Annotated in this window: 15 protein-coding genes; 8 read left to right on the forward strand and 7 right to left on the reverse strand. The window is 68.5% G+C overall.

Annotated features, from left to right (window positions below):
* Positions 1–32: 32 nt before the first annotated feature.
* From manA to ACYVLQ_RS28420, 4 genes are all read right to left on the reverse strand, one after another.
* Positions 33–1,250 (reverse strand): mannose-6-phosphate isomerase, class I, encoded by a 1,218-nt coding sequence (gene manA / locus ACYVLQ_RS28405; RefSeq protein WP_460700589.1) that lies wholly within the window; start codon positions 1,248–1,250, stop codon positions 33–35.
* Positions 1,250–2,458, reverse strand: coding sequence for a tobH protein (locus ACYVLQ_RS28410; protein WP_460700590.1), 1,209 nt, complete (start codon positions 2,456–2,458; stop codon positions 1,250–1,252). The genes manA and ACYVLQ_RS28410 overlap by 1 nt, the downstream gene beginning before the upstream one ends.
* Before the next feature lie 103 nt (positions 2,459–2,561).
* The gene (locus tag ACYVLQ_RS28415; RefSeq protein ID WP_460700591.1) at positions 2,562–3,938 is read right to left on the reverse strand and encodes a phosphomannomutase/phosphoglucomutase; all 1,377 of its coding nucleotides are present in this window, start codon (positions 3,936–3,938) and stop codon (positions 2,562–2,564) included.
* Positions 3,939–4,578: 640 nt separating this feature from the next.
* Positions 4,579–4,977: a DUF3499 domain-containing protein gene (locus ACYVLQ_RS28420; protein ID WP_460700592.1), complete on the reverse strand. Its 399-nt coding sequence runs from the start codon at positions 4,975–4,977 to the stop codon at positions 4,579–4,581.
* 106 nt (positions 4,978–5,083) lie between these two features.
* On the opposite strand from ACYVLQ_RS28420, the gene ACYVLQ_RS28425 reads away from it, so the two are divergent.
* The gene (locus ACYVLQ_RS28425; RefSeq protein ID WP_460700593.1) at positions 5,084–5,560 is read left to right on the forward strand and encodes a metallopeptidase family protein; all 477 of its coding nucleotides are present in this window, start codon (positions 5,084–5,086) and stop codon (positions 5,558–5,560) included.
* Positions 5,561–5,722: 162 nt separating this feature from the next.
* Here ACYVLQ_RS28425 and ACYVLQ_RS28430 read toward each other — a convergent pair whose 3' ends face one another.
* Positions 5,723–5,956 carry a WhiB family transcriptional regulator gene (locus tag ACYVLQ_RS28430; protein ID WP_030515006.1) on the reverse strand — a complete coding sequence of 78 codons (234 nt, stop codon included), beginning with the start codon at positions 5,954–5,956 and terminating at the stop codon, positions 5,723–5,725.
* Between the two features lie 614 nt (positions 5,957–6,570).
* Between ACYVLQ_RS28430 and cofD the strand changes: the two genes are divergently transcribed.
* From cofD to ACYVLQ_RS28445, 3 genes are all read left to right on the forward strand, one after another.
* Complete coding sequence (gene cofD, locus ACYVLQ_RS28435; RefSeq protein WP_460700721.1) at positions 6,571–7,536, forward strand: 2-phospho-L-lactate transferase; 966 nt, start codon at positions 6,571–6,573, stop codon at positions 7,534–7,536.
* 56 nt (positions 7,537–7,592) lie between these two features.
* A complete protein-coding gene (locus tag ACYVLQ_RS28440) occupies positions 7,593–8,945 on the forward strand; it encodes a coenzyme F420-0:L-glutamate ligase (protein WP_460700722.1) in 1,353 nt (450 codons plus the stop codon).
* Between the two features lie 354 nt (positions 8,946–9,299).
* Positions 9,300–9,818, forward strand: coding sequence for an NUDIX hydrolase (locus tag ACYVLQ_RS28445; protein ID WP_460700594.1), 519 nt, complete (start codon positions 9,300–9,302; stop codon positions 9,816–9,818).
* Positions 9,819–10,223: 405 nt separating this feature from the next.
* Here ACYVLQ_RS28445 and ACYVLQ_RS28450 read toward each other — a convergent pair whose 3' ends face one another.
* Complete coding sequence (locus ACYVLQ_RS28450; protein WP_460700595.1) at positions 10,224–11,582, reverse strand: cation:dicarboxylate symporter family transporter; 1,359 nt, start codon at positions 11,580–11,582, stop codon at positions 10,224–10,226.
* A gap of 192 nt (positions 11,583–11,774) precedes the next feature.
* On the opposite strand from ACYVLQ_RS28450, the gene ACYVLQ_RS28455 reads away from it, so the two are divergent.
* The 4 genes from ACYVLQ_RS28455 to ahcY all read left to right on the forward strand — a co-directional run bounded on the left by ACYVLQ_RS28455 (position 11,775) and on the right by ahcY (position 17,254).
* Positions 11,775–13,301, forward strand: coding sequence for a sensor histidine kinase (locus ACYVLQ_RS28455; RefSeq protein WP_460700723.1), 1,527 nt, complete (start codon positions 11,775–11,777; stop codon positions 13,299–13,301).
* A complete protein-coding gene (locus ACYVLQ_RS28460) occupies positions 13,298–13,993 on the forward strand; it encodes a response regulator (protein WP_460700596.1) in 696 nt (231 codons plus the stop codon). Before ACYVLQ_RS28455 ends, ACYVLQ_RS28460 begins: the two co-directional genes overlap by 4 nt.
* Positions 13,994–14,361: 368 nt before the next feature.
* Complete coding sequence (locus ACYVLQ_RS28465) at positions 14,362–15,471, forward strand: alkane 1-monooxygenase (RefSeq protein ID WP_460700724.1); 1,110 nt, start codon at positions 14,362–14,364, stop codon at positions 15,469–15,471.
* Positions 15,472–15,778: 307 nt separating this feature from the next.
* Positions 15,779–17,254: an adenosylhomocysteinase gene (gene ahcY / locus ACYVLQ_RS28470; RefSeq protein WP_460700597.1), complete on the forward strand. Its 1,476-nt coding sequence runs from the start codon at positions 15,779–15,781 to the stop codon at positions 17,252–17,254.
* 150 nt (positions 17,255–17,404) lie between these two features.
* Here ahcY and ACYVLQ_RS28475 read toward each other — a convergent pair whose 3' ends face one another.
* Entirely contained in the window at positions 17,405–18,511 is a 1,107-nt protein-coding gene (locus tag ACYVLQ_RS28475; RefSeq protein WP_460700598.1) for a glycerophosphodiester phosphodiesterase family protein, read from the reverse strand.
* Between the last annotated feature and the right edge of the window lie 52 nt (positions 18,512–18,563).

Raw genomic sequence — 18,563 nt, forward strand, 5'->3', positions numbered from 1 at the left:
ACTTCGCGTCACCGTAATACATTCCGGGCCGTTCACTCGTCCCCGACGCAGGCACAGAACAGCTGCGCGTCGCCGTCAACCGCCTGGGCGTGGATATTCGAGTCGGCGGCCGAGATCCAGGCCGCGTTGCCCGGTGTGATCCGCAATTCGGCGCCGCCCTGCCGCAGCCGCACGGTTCCGGCCGTGCACAGGATGATCCCCGGCCCGGTGCGCGGAACGACGGTCGGCGCGGCACCGGCCGTCAGATCGAAACGCCGCAGCGCGAACTCCGCCGCGGGGGCGCGGTATCGGAACGAGCCGTCCCCGACCGGCTCCGGCGCCACGATCGGCAGTTCCAGCGGCTCGAAGTCCAGCACCCGCAACAGTTCCGGGACGTCGACATGCTTGGGGGTCAGCCCGCCGCGCAGCACGTTGTCGGAGTTGGCCATGATCTCCACGCCGATGCCGCGCAGGTAGGCGTGCAGATTGCCCGCGGCCAGGAACAGGCCCTGGCCCGGCTGCAGCGTCAACCGGTTCAGCAGCAGCGCGGCCAACACGCCCGCATCGCCCGGGTAGGCCTCGGCCAGCTCCAGCGTGGTGCGCGCCTCGGCCGCGAATTCGGGGCCGTTGTTGTCCGACAGGTAACGCACACAGCCGTCCAGCACCTTCGGCAGCAGTCCGGCGAGCATCGCCTGCGGCAGCGTGATCCAGGTGGTGAACAGCGTCCGCAGGCCGTCCGAATCCGGTTGCGCGGCAAGCAGTTCGGCGTACCGGTCCAGCTCCGGCACGGCGAGCGCGCGCAGCAGCGCGACGGTGCGGCGCGGATCGCGGAACCCGGCCAGCGCCTCGAACCGTTCCAGCGCCACCACCAGTTCGGGTTTGTGGCTGTCGTCGCGATAGTTGCGCATCGGCGAATCCAGCGGCACCCGGGCGTGATTCTCCCGCTCGAAGCCGACGCGGGCCTGCTCGGCGCTGGGATGCGCCTGCAGCGACAGCGGCTCCTCGGCCGCCAGGATCTTCAGCAGGAACGGCAGCCGCCCGCCGAACACCGGTGCGACCGAGCCCAATTCGCGGTGTGGATCGGCCGCCACGATATCCAGCAGCGAGGTGCTGCGGCCGTCGATGCTGACCTTCGCGGGATCGGCCGGATGGGCGCCGAACCACAGTTCGGCCTCCGGATGCGCGGAGGGAACCGGTCGGCCGCACAGCTGAGCGAGTGCGGTGCGCGACCCCCAAGCGTAGGAACGCAACGCACCAACGAGTTCGTGCACTAGTAGCGTCCCCCGTCGTACCGCTCCGGACGGTCGGTGGCCGGTCCGCAGCTCAGCAGGCGTAAGTACGCTGCCGCCATCTCCAGCCGGACCACCAGTACCGCAAGCTGTTCCAGTTCGCTCCCCACCCGGAACATCGGCCCGCCGCCCGGTAGCGGTTGATCCGGCGGCGCCGCGGGCGGTCCGCCGGACTCGGTGCTCATCAGCTCCACGTCCACATTCACCAGATCGGCGTCGACCAGCCCCGCGCCCGCGCCGAACACCGCCAGCCGCCGCCGCGCCGCCACCTGGTCGGCATCCGCGCTGACCACGAAGACCCGCACCCGCTCGACCGGCGTCGGGCCGTCGAGCTGCTCGTCGTGGAACAGCGGATCGAACCCGGGCGCCGCCACACCCGCCGCCTCGACCATGCGTGGATTGGCGGCTACCGCGTCGGCCAGGTCGGTGGCAGCGGCGATCTGCCCCGCCGCGGGCAGCAGCACCTCGGCGGCGTGTGCGGCGACCTCCGCGGCCGCGGGCGAGTCGCCGGTCAGCACGATGCGCCGTTCCCGCATGCGGGCGGCGAGGGCCTTGGCCGGGTTGTGGAACACCTCGTTGTGCGGTCCGTCGCGCAGCGCCTCGGCGTCGAGCACGTCGGCGAGCGCGCTCAGGTCCGGCACCAGCGGGCCGATCCGGGCCGGATCGACGGCCTGCAGCACCGCGACGCCGACGGCCAGGAACCGCAGCAGCCGATTGTGGTCGAGCACCCGCACCCGGGGCGGCAGCAGCGCGGCCCGCCCCGCGGTCGCGGCCCGCAGCGGGCCCTCGTCCGGGGTCGCCACGACCACCTCGGCGCCGCGCTTGACGGCGCGGTCCACCGCGTCGATCAGTCGTGGGTCGCCCGCGTCGTCTCCGGCGACGAGGACCGCGTCCAGCGGGCCCACCCACTGCGGGATAGTTCCGGTGCGGACGATGGGCAGTCCGGCCCGGTCGCCCAGCGCGGCGACCAGCAGCGCCGCGGCGCGGTCGGCCCGTCCGGTGCCGGAGACCAGCACCAGGCTGCGGGGGCGCAGATCGCGCAGGCGGGCGAGGACATCCTCCTCGACCGCCGCGGCGGTGGCGCGCACCTGGGCGCCGCCGGAAGCGGCCGAGCGCAACGTGCCTCCGGAGTCGGCGGCCTCCAGCGAGGCGACGTCATCGAGGTCGAGTATCGGTGTCCCTGCGATCATCGGGCGTTGCCACCTCCCCTCAATCGGGTCACCTTGCCGGGTGTTCGCCCGGGTGAAGCTGTCACTGCGAACGAATTCGCACCTTGTGATTCCACTATTCCAGTCAGCCGCGGACGATGCTCAGGATCTCGGTTACGAGTGCGTCTACTTCCTCCTGCGATCGAGCCTCGACGTTGAGGCGAAGCAGCGGTTCGGTATTGGAGGCGCGCAGGTTGAACCAGGCGTGGTCGGGCAGTTGCACGGTCACGCCGTCCATCCGGTCGACCGACCTGGCTCGTCCCTCGAACGCCGTGACCACCGCCATGGTCCGCTCCTGTGCGTCGGCCACTGTGGAGTTGATCTCTCCGGAGGCAGCATATGTTGCATACGCCGATGCCAGCTCCGACATCGGCCGGTCCTTCTCGCCGAGCGCGGCGAGCACGTGCAGGGCCGCGAGCATGCCGGAGTCGGCGCCCCAGAAGTCGCGGAAGTAGTAGTGCGCGGAGTGTTCGCCGCCGAATATCGCCCCCGTGGCGGCCATCTGCTGCTTGATGAAGGAGTGCCCGACCCGGGTACGCACCGGGGTGCCGCCCAGCTCCGCCACCAGCTCCGGTACCGCGCGCGAGGTGATCAGGTTGTGGATGACCGTGGCGCCGGGCTCCTTGGCCAGCTCCCGCTCGGCCACCAGAGCGGTGACCGCGGAGGGCGACACCGGCTCGCCGCGCTCGTCGACGACGAAGCAGCGGTCGGCGTCGCCGTCGAAGGCCAGGCCGATGTCGGCGCCCGTCTCGCGGACGTGGCGCTGCAGGTCCACCAGGTTCTTGGGGTCCAGCGGGTTGGCCTCGTGGTTGGGGAAGGCGCCGTCCAGCTCGAAGTACAGCGGCGCGATGGTCAGCTGCGACACCGGGCCGAGCACCGCCGGAACGGTGTAGCCACCCATGCCGTTACCGGCGTCGACGGCGATCCGCAGGGGCCGGATATCGCCGAGATCGACCAGATCGCGCAGGAATTCGGCGTAGCCGTCGAGCAGGTTCTGTTCGGTCGCGGCGCCGCGCGGACCGTCGTGGGCGGGCACGCCGCCGACGAGTTCCTCGGTGATGGTGGCCAGGCCGGTGTCCTGCCCGACCGGGAGCGCATTGGCCCGACACAGCTTGATGCCGTTGTAGCGGGCGGGATTGTGGCTGGCGGTGAACATGGCGCCGGGACAGCCCAGGTGGCCGGAGGCGAAGTACAGCTCATCGGTGGAGGCCAGCCCGATCTGCACCACATCCAGGCCCTGGGACAGCACGCCGTCGGCGAAGGCGTCCGCCAGCCCCGGCGAGGATTCCCGCATATCGTGCCCGATGACGACACGCGTCGCGTCCTCGCCGCGCATCAGGCGCGCGAAGGAGGCGCCCACGTCCCGCACGAAGTCCGCGTCGATCTGCTCGCCGACCACACCCCGAACGTCGTACGCCTTGACAACTGCTTTCACGGACTCGGCAGACCGGGCGACTGTCATGGCCATAACCCTAGTCCGCAAGCCCCCCAGAACGTATTCGGTACACCAGGCGATACCCCACACCTCCCCGACTTCGCGGTAAGCGAACACCGAACGTGCCGTGTGGTGGTGCGGGGAACGTGGGTGGGCGGTGCCGGGGACGGGTGTGGTGGTGCGGGGAACGTGGTGTGGTGGGGAACGTGGTGCGGGGAGCGTGGTGTGGTGGCGCGGGGAACGTGGTGTGGTGCGGGGAACGTGGTGTGGTGGGGAACGTGGTGTGGTGCGGGGAACGTGGTGTGGTGGCGCGGGGGACGTGGTGTGGTGGGGAACTAGTCCGCGTAGCGGCGAACGAGACGCGTGGCGGGAACGAGTCTGCGTAGCGGAATGAGATGCGTGGCGAGGTTTGTGTATCCCGTCGAGGCCCTTCTTCCATTCCTGTCGTCGCGGCCCCTAGGGCCGCGACGACAGGATCAGTCGGCGGGGAATGTGATGCCCGGCAGGGGACGGGTGTCGCGAAATGAGGATGCCCTCAGCGAAGGGTTCTCAGTCGCGTTGTTGCGGTGTCGCTCACAGTCGCGTTGTCGCGGCGTCGCTCACAGTCGCGTTGTTACGGCGTCTTACTTTCCCGTTGTCGCGGCCCCCTGGGGCCGCGACAACGGGATCAGTTCGGCGGATCCGGCAACACCCGTAGGTGGCCGCGGCGACCGGTGCGTCCGGTGCGCCCGGGACGCGTGGGCGCGGGGGAGTAGTCGGGGTAGCTGTGCTGTTCGGGCTCGGGGGCGCGGCGGCGCATCCCGGCCTCCCGAACCGCCTCGGCGAGCGCGGTCAGATCGTCGTCGTCCGGTGTGCTGGAGGAGAAGCCGCCCTCGTGGCGGACCATATCCCAGCCCTTCGGCGCGGTGATCCGGGACGCATGGGTCTGGCACAGGTCCCAGGAATGCGGCTCGGCAACGGTGGCCAGCGGGCCGACGACGGCCGTCGAGTCGGAGTACACGTAGGTCAGCGTCGCAACGGCCGGGTTCTTGCAGGCCGGACGGCAGCAACGACGCAAGGGAATCACGCCAAGGAGAGTAACTCCCCACACGCCCGCGCGCCGAGAGACACGCTCGACCGGGGCGAAGGTTGCTGGTTCGCGGCGCTCGACACCTGTTGACTAGATTCGACACATGACCCGTTCACGGAAGCGGCGGCCGCCCACTGCGCGGTCGGTGATACGTCGTGGGCGCGGGGTTCGAGGACCCGTGCTGCCGCCGACCGTGCCCGCCTGGCGAACTCGGGGACAGCAGTTCGACCGCTTGGTGCTGGAGGCGTTCGCCCCGCTGGACGGCCGCTGGCACGACCGTCTCACCAAACTGGATATCGCGGTCGATGATGTACCGAAAATCCGTCCGCTGCACCCGGATTCGGTCTCCTGGCCGGACGAGGTGGTGGCCGACGGACCGGTGCCGCTGTCGCGACTGATCCCGGCCGGCGTGGACCGGCACGGCGCCGCGACGCGGGCGCGCGTGGTGCTGTTCCGCAAACCGCTGGAGCTGCGCGCCAACGACCCGGACGATCTGGTGGATCTGTTGCGCGAGGTGCTCGTCCAGCAGATCGCCACCTACCTCGGCGTCGACCCGGACGTCATCGACCCGGAAGAATAACCGGGACGACAACACGGCGGAGTCGATCCGGTTCCTGCATCAGGTGTGCGGCTGGAATCGGGAGATGCCCGGCGACGGCAAAACCCTTGCCGCTTTCGAGATTTCGGTCGCGGCGGACCGGACGTGCCGTGGAGCCCCGGGTGTTCCCGGGCGCCCCACGGCTCAGCTGATGCCGCGCTTGAGGCGACGGCGCTCCCGCTCGGACAGGCCGCCCCAGATACCGAAGCGCTCGTCGTGCGCGAGCGCGTACTCCAGGCACTCGTCGCGGACCTCGCAGCCCATGCAGATCCGCTTGGCCTCCCGGGTCGATCCGCCCTTCTCGGGGAAGAACGCCTCGGGATCGGTCTGGGCGCACAGCGCCCGTTCCTGCCACTGCTCCTCGATGGTGTCGAACATCGTGTCGAAATCCGTGACGATGAGACTCAGCTTCGGCGGTTCAGGCTTGTGCTGAGTGCGTGCCCACTGTCCTCCTTGCGGCGTCGGATTGCCCGACTCCTCCCCAGTAGTCACTGTCTCACCCCCCTCTCGTTGGTCGTTCCGGATGTCAGCGCAGGCGCCAGGTGCTGCGCCTGCTGTGGAATCGGTTTGCGATACACCGCCAGGGTTGCCCGACGGGGCCAGCTCTTCGGCCATCGCTCCGCCTCCTCACTGTGTGTTAGCGCAGAATGATTTTCCGTCGGAACCGATCTGCCCACCGACGGCCCAACACCGCGACGTTGTCCCGCGGACATCCCCGAGCACGTCATTCCGATGCGAACGGGTGTTCGAAACCTGGCCCGCGCCTTGCACTCTCGCGCCGACCCGGAATGACATGCCTGTGATTAGACACGCCGGACGCGGCGATGGTCAAGCTGCCGACACAATTCCGTTACTATCCGCCGCCGGTTTCGATGCGGTTCGGTGACCCTCGAGTAGCAAATGACCAGCAAATATGCTCCGCGACGTGACCTTCGAGGCACCGCATAGGCTGTGCGGATGTGACTGGAGAACAAGCGGACATCGCACCCGAGATCGGCCCGCGCATTGCCGTGCTGGTCGGCGGAGTCGGTGGCGCGCGCTTCCTGCAGGGCGTGCGCGAACTGCTGCCCGAAGCCGACGTTTCGGCCGTCGTCAACGTCGGTGACGACGTGTGGATGCACGGGCTGCGCATCTGCCCCGACCTGGACACCTGCATGTATACCCTCGGCGGCGGTATCGACACCGAACGTGGCTGGGGTCGGCAGGGTGAAACCTGGCATGCCAAGGAGGAGCTGGCGAAATACCGCGCCCAGCCGGATTGGTTCGGTCTCGGTGATCGTGATATCGCCACACATCTGGTCCGCAGCGAAATGTTGCGCGCAGGATACCCGCTGTCGGCGGTTACCGAGGCGCTGTGCAACCGGTGGCAGCCGGGCGTGAAACTGCTCCCGGCAACCGACGACAGATGTGAAACGCATGTTGTCATCAGTGACCCGGACAAGCCTGGCGAACGCCGCGCGATTCATTTTCAGGAGTGGTGGGTACGCTACCGGGCGAACGTCGAGACCCATGGATTCGTCACAATCGGGGCGGATCAGGCCAAACCGACGCCAAATGTGACGCAAATCATAGCCGAGGCGGACGCGGTGCTGCTGGCCCCCTCCAACCCGGTGGTGAGCATCGGGTCCATCCTCGCCGTGCCCGGTATTCGCGGCGCGCTGCGGACCACCGGCGCGAAGGTGGTGGGCCTGTCGCCGGTGATCGACGGAAAACCTTTGCGCGGCATGGCCGATGAGTGCCTGTCGGTGATCGGGGTGCAGACTTCCGCGGAGGCGGTGGGCTGCTACTACGGCGCCCGCTCGGACACCGGAATCCTGGACGGGTGGCTGGTGCACTCGACCGATACCGCCGAGGTGCCGGGCGTGGAGGTGCGCAGCGTGCCGCTGCTGATGACCGATCCCGCCGCCACCGCCGAAATGGTGCGCGAGGCACTGGATCTCGCGGGGGTGAAGCCGTGAGCGAGCCGACGCACCCGCGTGTGTCCGGGAACGAATCGGCGACCGCGGGCGTTCCCGTGCCGTCGCCCGCGGGCGATCACGCGCCCGGCGGGGAGCTGACGATCATCCCCGTGCCGGGGCTGCCCGAATTCCGCCCGGGCGACGACGTCGCCGAACACCTTGCGGCACAGGCGCCCTGGCTGCGTGACGGTGATGTGCTGGTGGTCACCAGCAAGATCGTCGCCAAGGCCGAGGGGCGCATCGTCGCCGCGCCGGGCGATCCGGACGAACGAGACACACTGCGGCGCAGGCTCGTCCGCGACGAGGCGGTCCGGGTGCTGGCCCAGAAGGGCCGGACGCTGATCACCGAGAATCGGCTCGGCATCGTGCAGGCCGCCTCCGGCGTCGACGGCTCGAACGTCGAACAGGGCGAATTGGTGCTGCTGCCCGCCGATCCCGACGGTAGTGCCAAGGCCCTGCGGGCCGCGCTGGCCGCGCGGCTGGGCGTGGACATCGCGGTGGTCATCACCGACACCATGGGCCGGGCCTGGCGGATCGGCCAGACCGACGCCGCGATCGGCTCGGCCGGGCTGCGCGTCGTGCACGACTACGCGGGAGCGGTCGACGGGCAGGGCAACGAGCTGCAGGTCACCCAGGTCGCCGTGGCGGACGAGCTGGCCGCGGCGGCCGATCTGGTGAAGGGGAAGCTGGGCGGCGTCCCGGTCGCGGTGGTGCGCGGGTGGTCGACCGACGACGACGGCTCCACCGCCGCGGAGCTGCTGCGCCGCGGCGACGAGGACCTGTTCTGGCTGGGCACCGCCGAGGCCGTCCGGCAGGGCCGCGGCGAGGCGCTGCTGATGCGGCGCTCGGTGCGCCGGTTCGCCGACACCCCGGTCGATCCCGAGCTGATCCGGTCCGCGGTCTCGGTGGCGCTGACCGCGCCCGCACCGCATCACACCCGCCCGGTGCGGTTCGTCTGGTTGCGGCGCAACGGGTTGCGCGAGCGGTTGCTGGAGGCGATGGCGGAGAAGTGGCGCGCGGATCTGACCGCCGACGGACTGTCCCCGGAACGGGTCGAGCGCCGGATCGCCCGGGGTCGCATCCTGTTCGACGCCCCCGAGGTGATCATCCCGTTCTGCGTCCCCGACGGCGCGCACGCCTACCCGGACGAGCGCCGCCGCGCCGCGGAGTCCACCATGTTCACCGTGGCGGTCGGCGCGGCCGTGCAGGGCCTGCTGGTCGCGTTGGCCGCCGAGGGCGTCGGCAGCTGCTGGATCGGTTCCACTATCTTCGCTCCGGAGATCACCCGCGAGGTGCTGGGCCTGGAGCCGGACTGGAACCCGCTGGGCGGCATCGCGATCGGCTACCCGACCGAGGAGCTGACGCCCCGCGAACCCCGCGAGTCGGGGTTCGGCCTGCTCGAACTGTGAGGTCCCTTGATTCCGGCACGCATTTGGCCGGAATCTATCGCGAGATCCCGGCCAAGAGCGCGCCGGGAAATAAAAGGGTCGCGCCGGAATACGGGGGTCGCGCCGGAATACGGGGTCGCGCCGGGAATACGGGAGTCGCGCCGGGAATACGGGAGTCGCGCTGGGAGTACGGGGGTCGCGCCGGGAGTACGGGGGTTGCGCTGGGAGTACGGGAGTCGCGCTGGGAGTACGGGGGTTGCGCCGGGAATACGGGGATCGCGCCGGGAATACAGGGGTCGTGACGGGAATACAGGGGGCGTGTCGGGATGGCCCGGGTCTGCTGGGATGGCCGGGACCAACTATTGAAGGGAACACATGACGGCGGAATCATTGCACGCATCGGCCACCGACCTCCTCGAAACCTGGTCCCCTCCAACGAGTTCGGATCAGTCGATCCGGCAGGCGATGCTGGCGTTCCTGGGCTCGGCCCCGCGCGGCTGCCTGCGCGAGCACGCGCCCGGCCACATCACCGCCTCGGCGATGGTGTTCTCCCACGACGAGCGCGAGGTGCTGCTGACCCTGCATCCTCGCGTGGGCCTGTGGATCCAGCTGGGCGGGCACTGCGAGGAGAGTGACGACACCGTCCCCGCCGCCGCCCTGCGTGAGGCCGTCGAGGAATCGGGAATCGAGAACCTGACCCTCGAGCCCGGCCTCTACGGCATCCAGGCCCACCCCATCACCTGCTCCCTCGGCGTCCCCACCCGCCACCTCGACCTGGTCTTCAAAATCAGGGCACCGAAAGACGCCGTCCCCGTACGCAGTCCCGAATCCACCGACCTTCGCTGGTGGCCCGTCAACGCCCTCCCCGCCGACACCGACCTGATCCTCCACTAGTCCGACCCCACATCTCCCGTCGTCGCGGCCCTAGGGGGCCGCGACGACGGGAAAGCGTGAGCGTGTCCCACTCCCGTGTGGTTAGTCGCGTTCCTGTGTGGTTAGTCGCGTGGCCGTGTGGTTCGTGGCGTGGCCGTGTGGTTCGTGGCGTGGCCGTGTGGTTCGTGGCGTGGCCGTGTGGTTCGTGGCGTTCCCGTGTGGTTTGTCGCGTTGCTGTGTGGTTCGTCCCTCGTTCCTGGGTGGCTTGGCGTCCTCGTTCCTGAGGGTGCTCGGTCTCTCATTCCCGTCGTCGCGGCCCCCGGGGCCGCGACAACGGGATCCGTATGTGGAAGCGCCGGCGCGCTGGCCGCCTGGGGGGAGGCGGAGCGCGCCGGCGCACTGGTCCCGGCCCGGGAACAAGGCGGGTTAGGCCGTGACCAGGTCTTTCTTTTCGGTGCCCACCGGTGCGTCGACCGGGTGGTCGTCGACCATGGTGGTCTCGTCGAACGGCAGCTGCCGGCCCAGCACCGACCGGACGCGATCGGGATCGATGGTGTTGGTCCAGGTGCCGATGAGCACGGTGGCGACGGCGTTGCCCGAGAAGTTGGTGACGGCGCGGGCTTCCGACATGAACCGGTCGATGCCCACGATCAGGCCGACGCCGTCGAGCAGCTCGGGCCGGTGGCTCTGCAGTCCGCCCGCCAGGGTCGCCAGGCCCGCACCGGTCACCCCCGCCGCGCCCTTGGACGCCACGATCATGAACACCAGCAGTCCCAACTGCTCGGTCCACGACAGCGGCTTGCCCATGGCGTCGGCGATGAACAGCGTCGCCATCGTCAGGTAGATCGCGGTGCCGTCCAGGTTGAACGAGTATCCGGTCGGCACCACGATGCCGACGGTGGTCCGCTCCACCCCCAGGTGCTCCATCTTCGCGATCAGCCGCGGCAGCGCCGATTCCGACGACGAGGTGGAGACGATCAGCAGGTACTCCCGCGCCAGGTACCGGACCAGCTTGAAGATCGACACGCCGGACGTGACCCTCATCATCACGCCCAGCACGCCGAACACGAACACCAAGCAGGTCAGGTAGAACGCCACCATCAGCAGCGCGAGCTGTTTGACCGCCTCCAACCCCGTCGACGCCACCACATTGGCGATGGCGCCGAACGCGCCGATCGGCGCGAGCCACAGGATCATCGTCAGGATCCGGAACACGAGCTTCTGGATCAGACCGACCGCGCGCAGGATCGGCTCGCCGGTCGGCCCCATCGCCTGGATCGCGAATCCGGCCAGCAGCGCGACGAACAGCGCCTGCAGCACGCTGCCCGAGGTAAGCGACGACAGCAGCGAATTCGGGACGATGCTCTCCAAGAACTCCCAGGTACCACCGGCCCCCTCGGCCTGATCGGCGTACTTGGCGGCGTCCTTGGCGTGGTCGGCGATGTTCAGGCCGCTCCCCGGCTCCAGCACATTCCCCACCACCAGGCCGATCGCCAGCGCGAAGGTGGACATCACCATGAAGTACGCGAGCGTCAGCCCGCCGACCTTGCCGACCCGCGACGCCGCGCGCACCGAGCCGATGCCGAGCACGATGGTGCAGAAGATGACCGGTGCGATCATCATCTTGATCAGGTTCACGAACATCGTGCCCAGCTCGCCGACCGATTTGCCGAACCCCGGGGCCAGCCAGCCGACGAGGATGCCCGCCAGCACCGCCACGAGGACGGCGAGATAGAGCCAGTGGGTGCGGTCGCGGCGCCGCGGTCGCGTCGTCTGTTCGGTCATGCGAGTGTGTGCCTCCGGATCCTGCGGTCTGCGATCGGTGGCCCGCCCCGGCTACGTGGGTGGTGCAGGTGAGCCGGGCCACTCGATCTGCGGATAATGCTGCCGGTTACCGTGACCGGGGTCACTATTTCGTACATTTCGTTCACCGAGAGGACGTCGCGGGTGGAACGACGCATCGGCCGCGGCCGGGGAATGACGCTGGCGGGGCAGGTATTCGTCGTGCAGCTCGTCGTCCTGGTGGCCGTGGTCGCCATCGGGGTGGCGCTGACGGTCTGGGAGCTGCGCCGCGATCAGGACGACGCCACCGCGCGGCGGGTCGCCGGCATCGCGGTCGCGGTGGCCGAGACGCCCTCGACCGCGGCCGCCGTGCACACCGGGGACCCGACGGCGCTGCTGCAGCCGGTGACCGAGCGCATCCGCATCCGGACCGGCGTGGACTTCATCGTCGTCATGGCTCCCGACCGCACCCGCTACACCCACACCGAACCCGACCGGATCGGAAAACCGTTCAGCGGCAACATCGATCGGGCGCTGGCCGGTGAGACCTTCACCGAGACCTACACCGGCACACTGGGTCCCTCGATCCGCGCGGTCACCCCGGTCCACGAGGACGGCCGCATCGTCGCCCTGGTCTCGGCGGGCGTCACCCGCACCAAGATCGGCGATCAGGTCCGGCGGCAGCTGCCGCTGATCCTCGGTGCCGCGGGTTCCGGTCTGCTGCTCGCGGTCCTGGGCTCGCTGCTGTTACGGCGCCGGTTGCTGCGCCAGACCCACGGCCTCGCCCCGGCCGAGCTGCGCACGCTCTACGAGCACCACGACGCCGTGCTGCACTCGATCCACGAGGGCCTGGTGGTGTTCGACCGCGACGCCGAGACGGCGGCCGTGGTCAACGACGAGGCGCGGCGCCTGCTGGAGCTGCCCGACGGCCCGGTGCGCCGCACGGATCTGCCGATCTCGTTGCGCCGCTTGGACAGACAGGTGGTGCGCGACGAGATGCACGTGACGGCCGAGCGGGTGCTGGTGGTGAATCAGGACGTCGTCGAATGGTCCGGCCGGCCCCTGGGGACGGTGCTCACCGTGCGCGACCACACCGAACTGCGCGATATGATGGGCGAACTGAATTCCGTACGCGGACTGGCAGATTCGCTGCGCGCGCAGGCGCACGAGTCGGCCAATCGGCTGCACACCGTGATCACCATGGTGGAGCTGGGCCGCTACCGGGAGGCCGTCGACTTCGCGACCGCGGAACTGCGGTTGTCGCAGGCGCTCATCGACCGGCTGACCGGCGCCGTGCGGGAGCCCGCGCTGGTCGCGCTGCTGCTGGGCAAGGTCGACCAGGCGATCGAGCGGGGCGTGGAGCTGACCGTCGCCGAGGACACCGCGCTCGACTCGCCGTCACCGCTGTCCGCGCACGAAATGGTCACGCTGGTGGGCAATCTGATCGACAACGCCCTCGACGCGGTCGCCCAGACGCCCGACGCCTGGGTGGAGGTGACCGTGCGGCGGGAGGATTCGGCCCTGTCCATCCGGGTCGCCGACAGCGGTCCGGGAATGTCGGAGGAGGTGTTCGTCCGCGCCATGGAACGCGGCTATTCGACCAAGACCGACCACCAGGGTCTCGGCCTGGCGCTGGTGCGCCGCCTGGTGGCGCGCCACGGCGGCACGCTGCGCGCGGAACGCTCCCCGGAATCGGCCGTGGTGGTGAGGATTCCGCGATGACCATCCGGGTGCTGATCGTCGAGGACGAGGAGCGTATCGCCGAGGCGCACCGTTCCTATCTGGACCGCCTGCCGGAGTTCACGGCCGTGGCGGTCGTCCACACCGGCCGCGACGCGCTGCGGGCCGCCGCCCGCGCCGCCGAGTCGGGCGAGCCGATCGAGCTGGTGCTGCTGGACATCGGGCTGCCGGACATCAGCGGACTCGAGGTGACCGCGGCGCTGGCGCGGCTGCGCCCGCGGCCCGATGTCATCGCCATCACTTCGGCCCGCGACCTCGAGATGGTGCGTGCCGCCGTGGCTCACGGCGTGGCCCTCTACCTGCTGAAACCGTTCACCTACGCGGCATTCCGGGAGAAGATGGACCGCTATCTGGAGTTCCGCGCGGCGCTGCCGACCGGCGAGGCCACCGTCACCCAGCACGACATCGACCGCGCCTTCAGCGCGCTGCGCACCGCCGACCCGAAGGCCAGCGCGCCGAAAGGCATTGCACCACAGACCCTCGAGGAGGTGTCGCGGGCGGTCCGCGACGCCGCCGAGGGGTTGTCGGCCACAGAAACCGGCCGGACGGTGGGCGTTTCGCGGGTGACCGCGTGGCGCTATCTCGAGCGCCTGGCCGAGGACGGAGTCGTGGATCGTCGCACGGACTACGGCCGCGCCGGGCGGCCGCAGGTTCGTTATCAGTGGCGTCGCTGATCCGTTCGTTTCCGAATCGTGTTGTGTTATATAACAATTCCCCGGTCGCCCTATTGTGGATGCTCGTGGTCAACTGGCAGGGTTTCGCGGTGTCGCAGACGGCCGGCGACGCGCGATGTCACGGTGAGGGTGTTCGTACATCCGCCGTTTGCCTGTGGTATGCGGTCACGGTAATCACCTGTGTGAAGGCTTAAGAATGTACCAGTCGGTATGTAACGGTGCACACTCTTCCCGGGGGTGGTGATGTGTAACGGGCGTAAAGTCTGTACATATCTACTGGCAACGGTTCCAGGGTTCTTTTTAGCGGGGCAAACGTGCAAACGGTCGGCAAACGCTCGGGTTCACCAGACCCCAAGCGTCACCTGTGGGTGCTGGGGCTGATAGCTCCTGGGTGTGCTGTGCTGCCCTCACAACTCGTGCTGCACACCGGATCTCCGGTGTTCTGGTGGATCGGGCCGATCATCGTGCTGATCGTCATCCCGGTCCTGGACTGGGTGGTGGGCGAGGACGGCACCAATCCACGGGACGAGGATTACGAGCTTCTCTCGAACGACCGGTACTACCGATGGTGTACCTATCTGTTCCTGCCGATCCAGCTGGTCGGCCTGGGCATCGCGGGCTACCTGTGGGCCGATGATCAGCTGGCCGTCGTCGACAAGCTGGGGCTGGCGGTCACCCTGGGCTTTGTCAGTGGAATCGGGATCAACGCCGCGCACGAACTCGGCCACCGGGTCGAGAATCTGGAGCGGTGGCTGGCGAAAGTCGCGCTGGCGCAGTCCGGTTACGGCCACTTCTACGTCGAGCACAACAAGGGCCACCACGCGCGGGTGGCGACGCCGGAGGATCCGGCCAGCGGCCGACTGGGGGAGTCGCTGTGGGAGTTCCTGCCCCGCAGTGTGGTCGGCGGATACCGATCGGGCATAACGCTGGAGCGGGACCGCCTGCGGCGCAGGGGTTTGCGCTGGTGGAGCGTGCGCAACAACATTCTGCAGGCCTGGTCGATGACGGTGGTGCTCTACGGCGCGCTGCTGATCGCCTTCGGCCCGAAGCTGCTGCCGTACCTGTTGCTCCAGGCGGTCATCGCCGCGGGACTGCTGGAGACGGTGAACTACGTCGAGCACTACGGCCTGTTGCGGCGCAAGCGCCCGAACGGCATGTGGGCGCGCTGCTCACCCGCCGACAGCTGGAACTCCGACCGCCTGGTGACCAACATCTTCCTGTTCCACCTGCAGCGGCACAGCGATCACCACGCCAATCCGGGGCGGCGGTATCAGACGCTGCGCAGTTCGCAAGAGGCGCCGCAACTTCCGGCCGGGTACGCCTCGATGATCCTGCTGGCGGCGATCCCGCCACTGTGGCGTCGGGTGATGGACCCGCGGGTGCTGGCCCACTACGAGGGCGACGTCAGCCGGGCAAATATCGCTCCGCGCAAACGAAAGCGGATTCTCGCGGCGTACGGCCCGGCCGCCACCGCGTGACCTGTTCCGATAATAATGCCGAATGGCTATGATTGGGTGGCGTCCAGCTGCCCACGACCAGCGTGCGGCACGGGCGGAGGAGTCGCCATGGGGACGATGTGGATCATCGCGATCACGGCCGCGGTGAGTGTGGTGCTCATCACGATCGGATATGCGATCAGCTTTCCGAAACGCTGACCAGCCGCACGGACACACCAACGCCCACCGTGGAACCCCGACGCCGGGGGTGGCGGATGAGAGTCTGCGTATCGCGTACGCATCGAAGGGGCTAGCCTTTCCTGGGTAACACGCCGACCAGGAGAGGCAGATGACGACCGCAGTGAGCAGCAAGATGACTGCCGACCACCGCAACGGGATCGATTACAAGGTGGCGGACCTGTCTTTGGCCGAGTTCGGCCGCAAGGAGATTCGGCTGGCCGAGCACGAGATGCCGGGGCTGATGGCGTTGCGACGCGAGTACGCGGAGGTGCAGCCGCTGAAGGGAGCCCGGATTTCGGGGTCGCTGCACATGACGGTGCAGACGGCGGTGTTGATCGAGACGCTGGTCGATCTCGGTGCGCAGGTGCGGTGGGCCTCCTGCAACATCTTCTCCACCCAGGACCATGCCGCGGCCGCGGTGGTGGTCGGTCCGCACGGCACCGCCGACGAGCCCAAGGGCACGCCGGTGTTCGCGTGGAAGGGCGAGAGCCTGGAGGAGTACTGGTGGGCGGCGGAGCAGATGCTGACCTGGCCCGGCGAGCCCGCGAACATGATCCTCGACGACGGCGGTGACGCAACCATGCTGGTGCTGCGCGGCGCGCAGTACGAGAAGGCGGGCGTGGTGCCGCCGGAGGACGAGGAGCACCCCGCCGAGTTCAAGGTGTTCCTGAACCTGCTGCGGGAGCGGTACGAGACCGACAAGACCAAGTGGTCCACGATCGCCGAGTCGGTGCGCGGTGTCACCGAGGAGACGACCACGGGCGTGCTGCGGCTGTACCAGTTCGCGGCGGCGGGCGAGCTGTCGTTCCCCGCGATCAATGTCAACGACTCGGTCACCAAGTCGAAGTTCGACAACAAGTACGGCACCCGGCATTCGCTGATCGACGGCATCAACCGCGGCACCGACGTGCTGATCGGTGGCAAGAAGGTGCTGATCTGTGGGTACGGCGACGTCGGCAAGGGCTGTGCGGAGTCGCTGTCCGGTCAGGGCGCCCGCGTGCAGGTCACCGAGATCGATCCGATCAACGCGTTGCAGGCGCTGATGGACGGGTTCGACGTCGTCACCGTCGAGCAGGCCATCGGGCAGGCCGACATCGTCGTCACCTCGACCGGCAACAAGGACATCATCACCCTCGAGCACATGCGGGCGATGAAGGACCAGGCCATCCTGGGCAATATCGGCCACTTCGACAACGAGATCGATATGGCCGCGCTGGAGCGCTCCGGCGCCGAGCGGCTGAATATCAAGCCGCAGGTCGACCTGTGGACCTTCAAGGAGTCGGGCAAGTCGATCATCGTGCTGTCCGAGGGTCGCCTGCTGAACCTCGGCAACGCCACCGGCCACCCGTCGTTCGTGATGTCCAACAGCTTCTCCAACCAGGTGATCGCCCAGATCGAACTGTGGACCAAGCCCGACGAGTACGACAACGAGGTCTACCGCCTCCCCAAGCACCTGGACGAAAAGGTAGCCCGCATCCACGTCGAGGCCCTCGGCGGCACCTTGACCAAGCTCACCAAGGACCAGGCCGAATACATCGGCGTGGACGTAGAGGGCCCGTACAAGCCCGACCACTACCGCTACTGATTGCGCAGGCCGAGAAAGTTCCCCGCCTCACGGCCCCAGGGGGCCGTGAGGCGGGGAGTGTGCGGGACGTAACTCTTCTTTATTTTCCGTTGCGCGTGGCTATCTCTATTTCCCGTTGTCGCGGCCCCCTAGGGCCGCGACAACGGGATCTCACTTCCGAAACGCGCGTGGGACCTGAAACCCCTTGGCCTCCAGTGCCTTTCGTCCTCGATCGGGGTAGTCCGTGATTACCCCGTCCACGCCGGTGGCCAGTTGGGCCTCGATCGTGGCCTCGTCGTTCACCGTCCACGGGACCACCTTCAGTCCCTTCTCGTGGGCCTTGCGGACGTAGTCGGTATCGGCGGTGAAGGTGAAACCAGCGTCGGAGATCTTGGTGGGGCTGTTCTCGCCGGGGACGTAGTGCGGGGAGGAGGTGGTCGCGCCCAGCGCCACGATCGCGCCGAGCGGATCCCCGGCGTGGTCCTCGTACCGGACCGGGCCCAGCCAGCGACTTCCCGCCTTGAAGGTGGTCTCGTCGTAGAGGGCGACAGTAGGAACGGCGGGGTTGCGCGCCTTCACCAGGGGCAGGCTCGACCAGTCGAAGCTCTGGATCTCCACCTTGCCCGTGGCGCCCGCGCGGTCCACCTCGTCGAGCACGACATCGACGAATTCCTGCGGCGGCGCCGTCTGTTCGGGATGCTCGGCCTCGATTTTGGTTTCGATGTTGTAGCGGATCGAATCGAACGCTCCCGGATAGCTCTTCACCAGTTCGAAGAGTTCGGGCAGCCGGGCGATCCGATTACCCGGGACGGGCTGCTGCTCGGGAAAGTTCGCGAGCTTCTTCGAACAATCCAACGTCCGGACCTGGTCGTAGCGCAGTTCGCGGATGGCCTTCCCCACATAGGGGAATTTCGGGTCGTCCGGAAACGCGGGCGCCGTGTCGGCGCACTTGTCGGCCTGAATCGTGGCGTCGTGCCAGATCACCGGCACCCGATCGGCGGTCACCCCGATATCCAGTTCCAGCGTGCTGACGCCGAGTTCGAGGGAATGTTCGTAGGCGGCCAGGGATTCCTCGGTCCACAGGCCGCGCCCACCGCGATGCGATTGCAGGTCCACCGCGCGGCCCGCCGCCGGACCGTTCGACGCGGGCGGACTCGATGTCGCGCCGCTGTCTGTCGTGTCGACGCCGCACGCGGTCAGCGCGGTCACGGCGAGGACGCAACCGAGGGCGGAGATCACCCGCCGGGTGCGAGGGGAGTTGGTTCGGGGAGGCCGCATTCGGGTCACCCTAGCCATCGAAAGGCAACAAAGGTCGACGCGCAGGTGACCG

This window comes from Nocardia thraciensis, from assembly GCF_054782435.1.

What these genes read in the sequence shown, in the direction of transcription:
- ACYVLQ_RS28455 (WP_460700723.1), top strand. Translation starts at nt 11,775, where the DNA reads ATGACGCTGGCGGGGCAGGTATTCGTCGTGCAGCTCGTCGTCCTGGTG.
- ACYVLQ_RS28430 (WP_030515006.1), bottom strand. Translation starts at nt 5,956, where the DNA reads ATGTTCGACACCATCGAGGAGCAGTGGCAGGAACGGGCGCTGTGCGCC.
- ACYVLQ_RS28460 (WP_460700596.1), top strand. Translation starts at nt 13,298, where the DNA reads ATGACCATCCGGGTGCTGATCGTCGAGGACGAGGAGCGTATCGCCGAG.
- ahcY (WP_460700597.1), top strand. Translation starts at nt 15,779, where the DNA reads ATGACGACCGCAGTGAGCAGCAAGATGACTGCCGACCACCGCAACGGG.
- ACYVLQ_RS28445 (WP_460700594.1), top strand. Translation starts at nt 9,300, where the DNA reads ATGACGGCGGAATCATTGCACGCATCGGCCACCGACCTCCTCGAAACC.
- ACYVLQ_RS28410 (WP_460700590.1), bottom strand. Translation starts at nt 2,458, where the DNA reads ATGATCGCAGGGACACCGATACTCGACCTCGATGACGTCGCCTCGCTG.
- ACYVLQ_RS28450 (WP_460700595.1), bottom strand. Translation starts at nt 11,582, where the DNA reads ATGACCGAACAGACGACGCGACCGCGGCGCCGCGACCGCACCCACTGG.
- ACYVLQ_RS28415 (WP_460700591.1), bottom strand. Translation starts at nt 3,938, where the DNA reads ATGACAGTCGCCCGGTCTGCCGAGTCCGTGAAAGCAGTTGTCAAGGCG.
- ACYVLQ_RS28425 (WP_460700593.1), top strand. Translation starts at nt 5,084, where the DNA reads ATGACCCGTTCACGGAAGCGGCGGCCGCCCACTGCGCGGTCGGTGATA.
- ACYVLQ_RS28475 (WP_460700598.1), bottom strand. Translation starts at nt 18,511, where the DNA reads ATGCGGCCTCCCCGAACCAACTCCCCTCGCACCCGGCGGGTGATCTCC.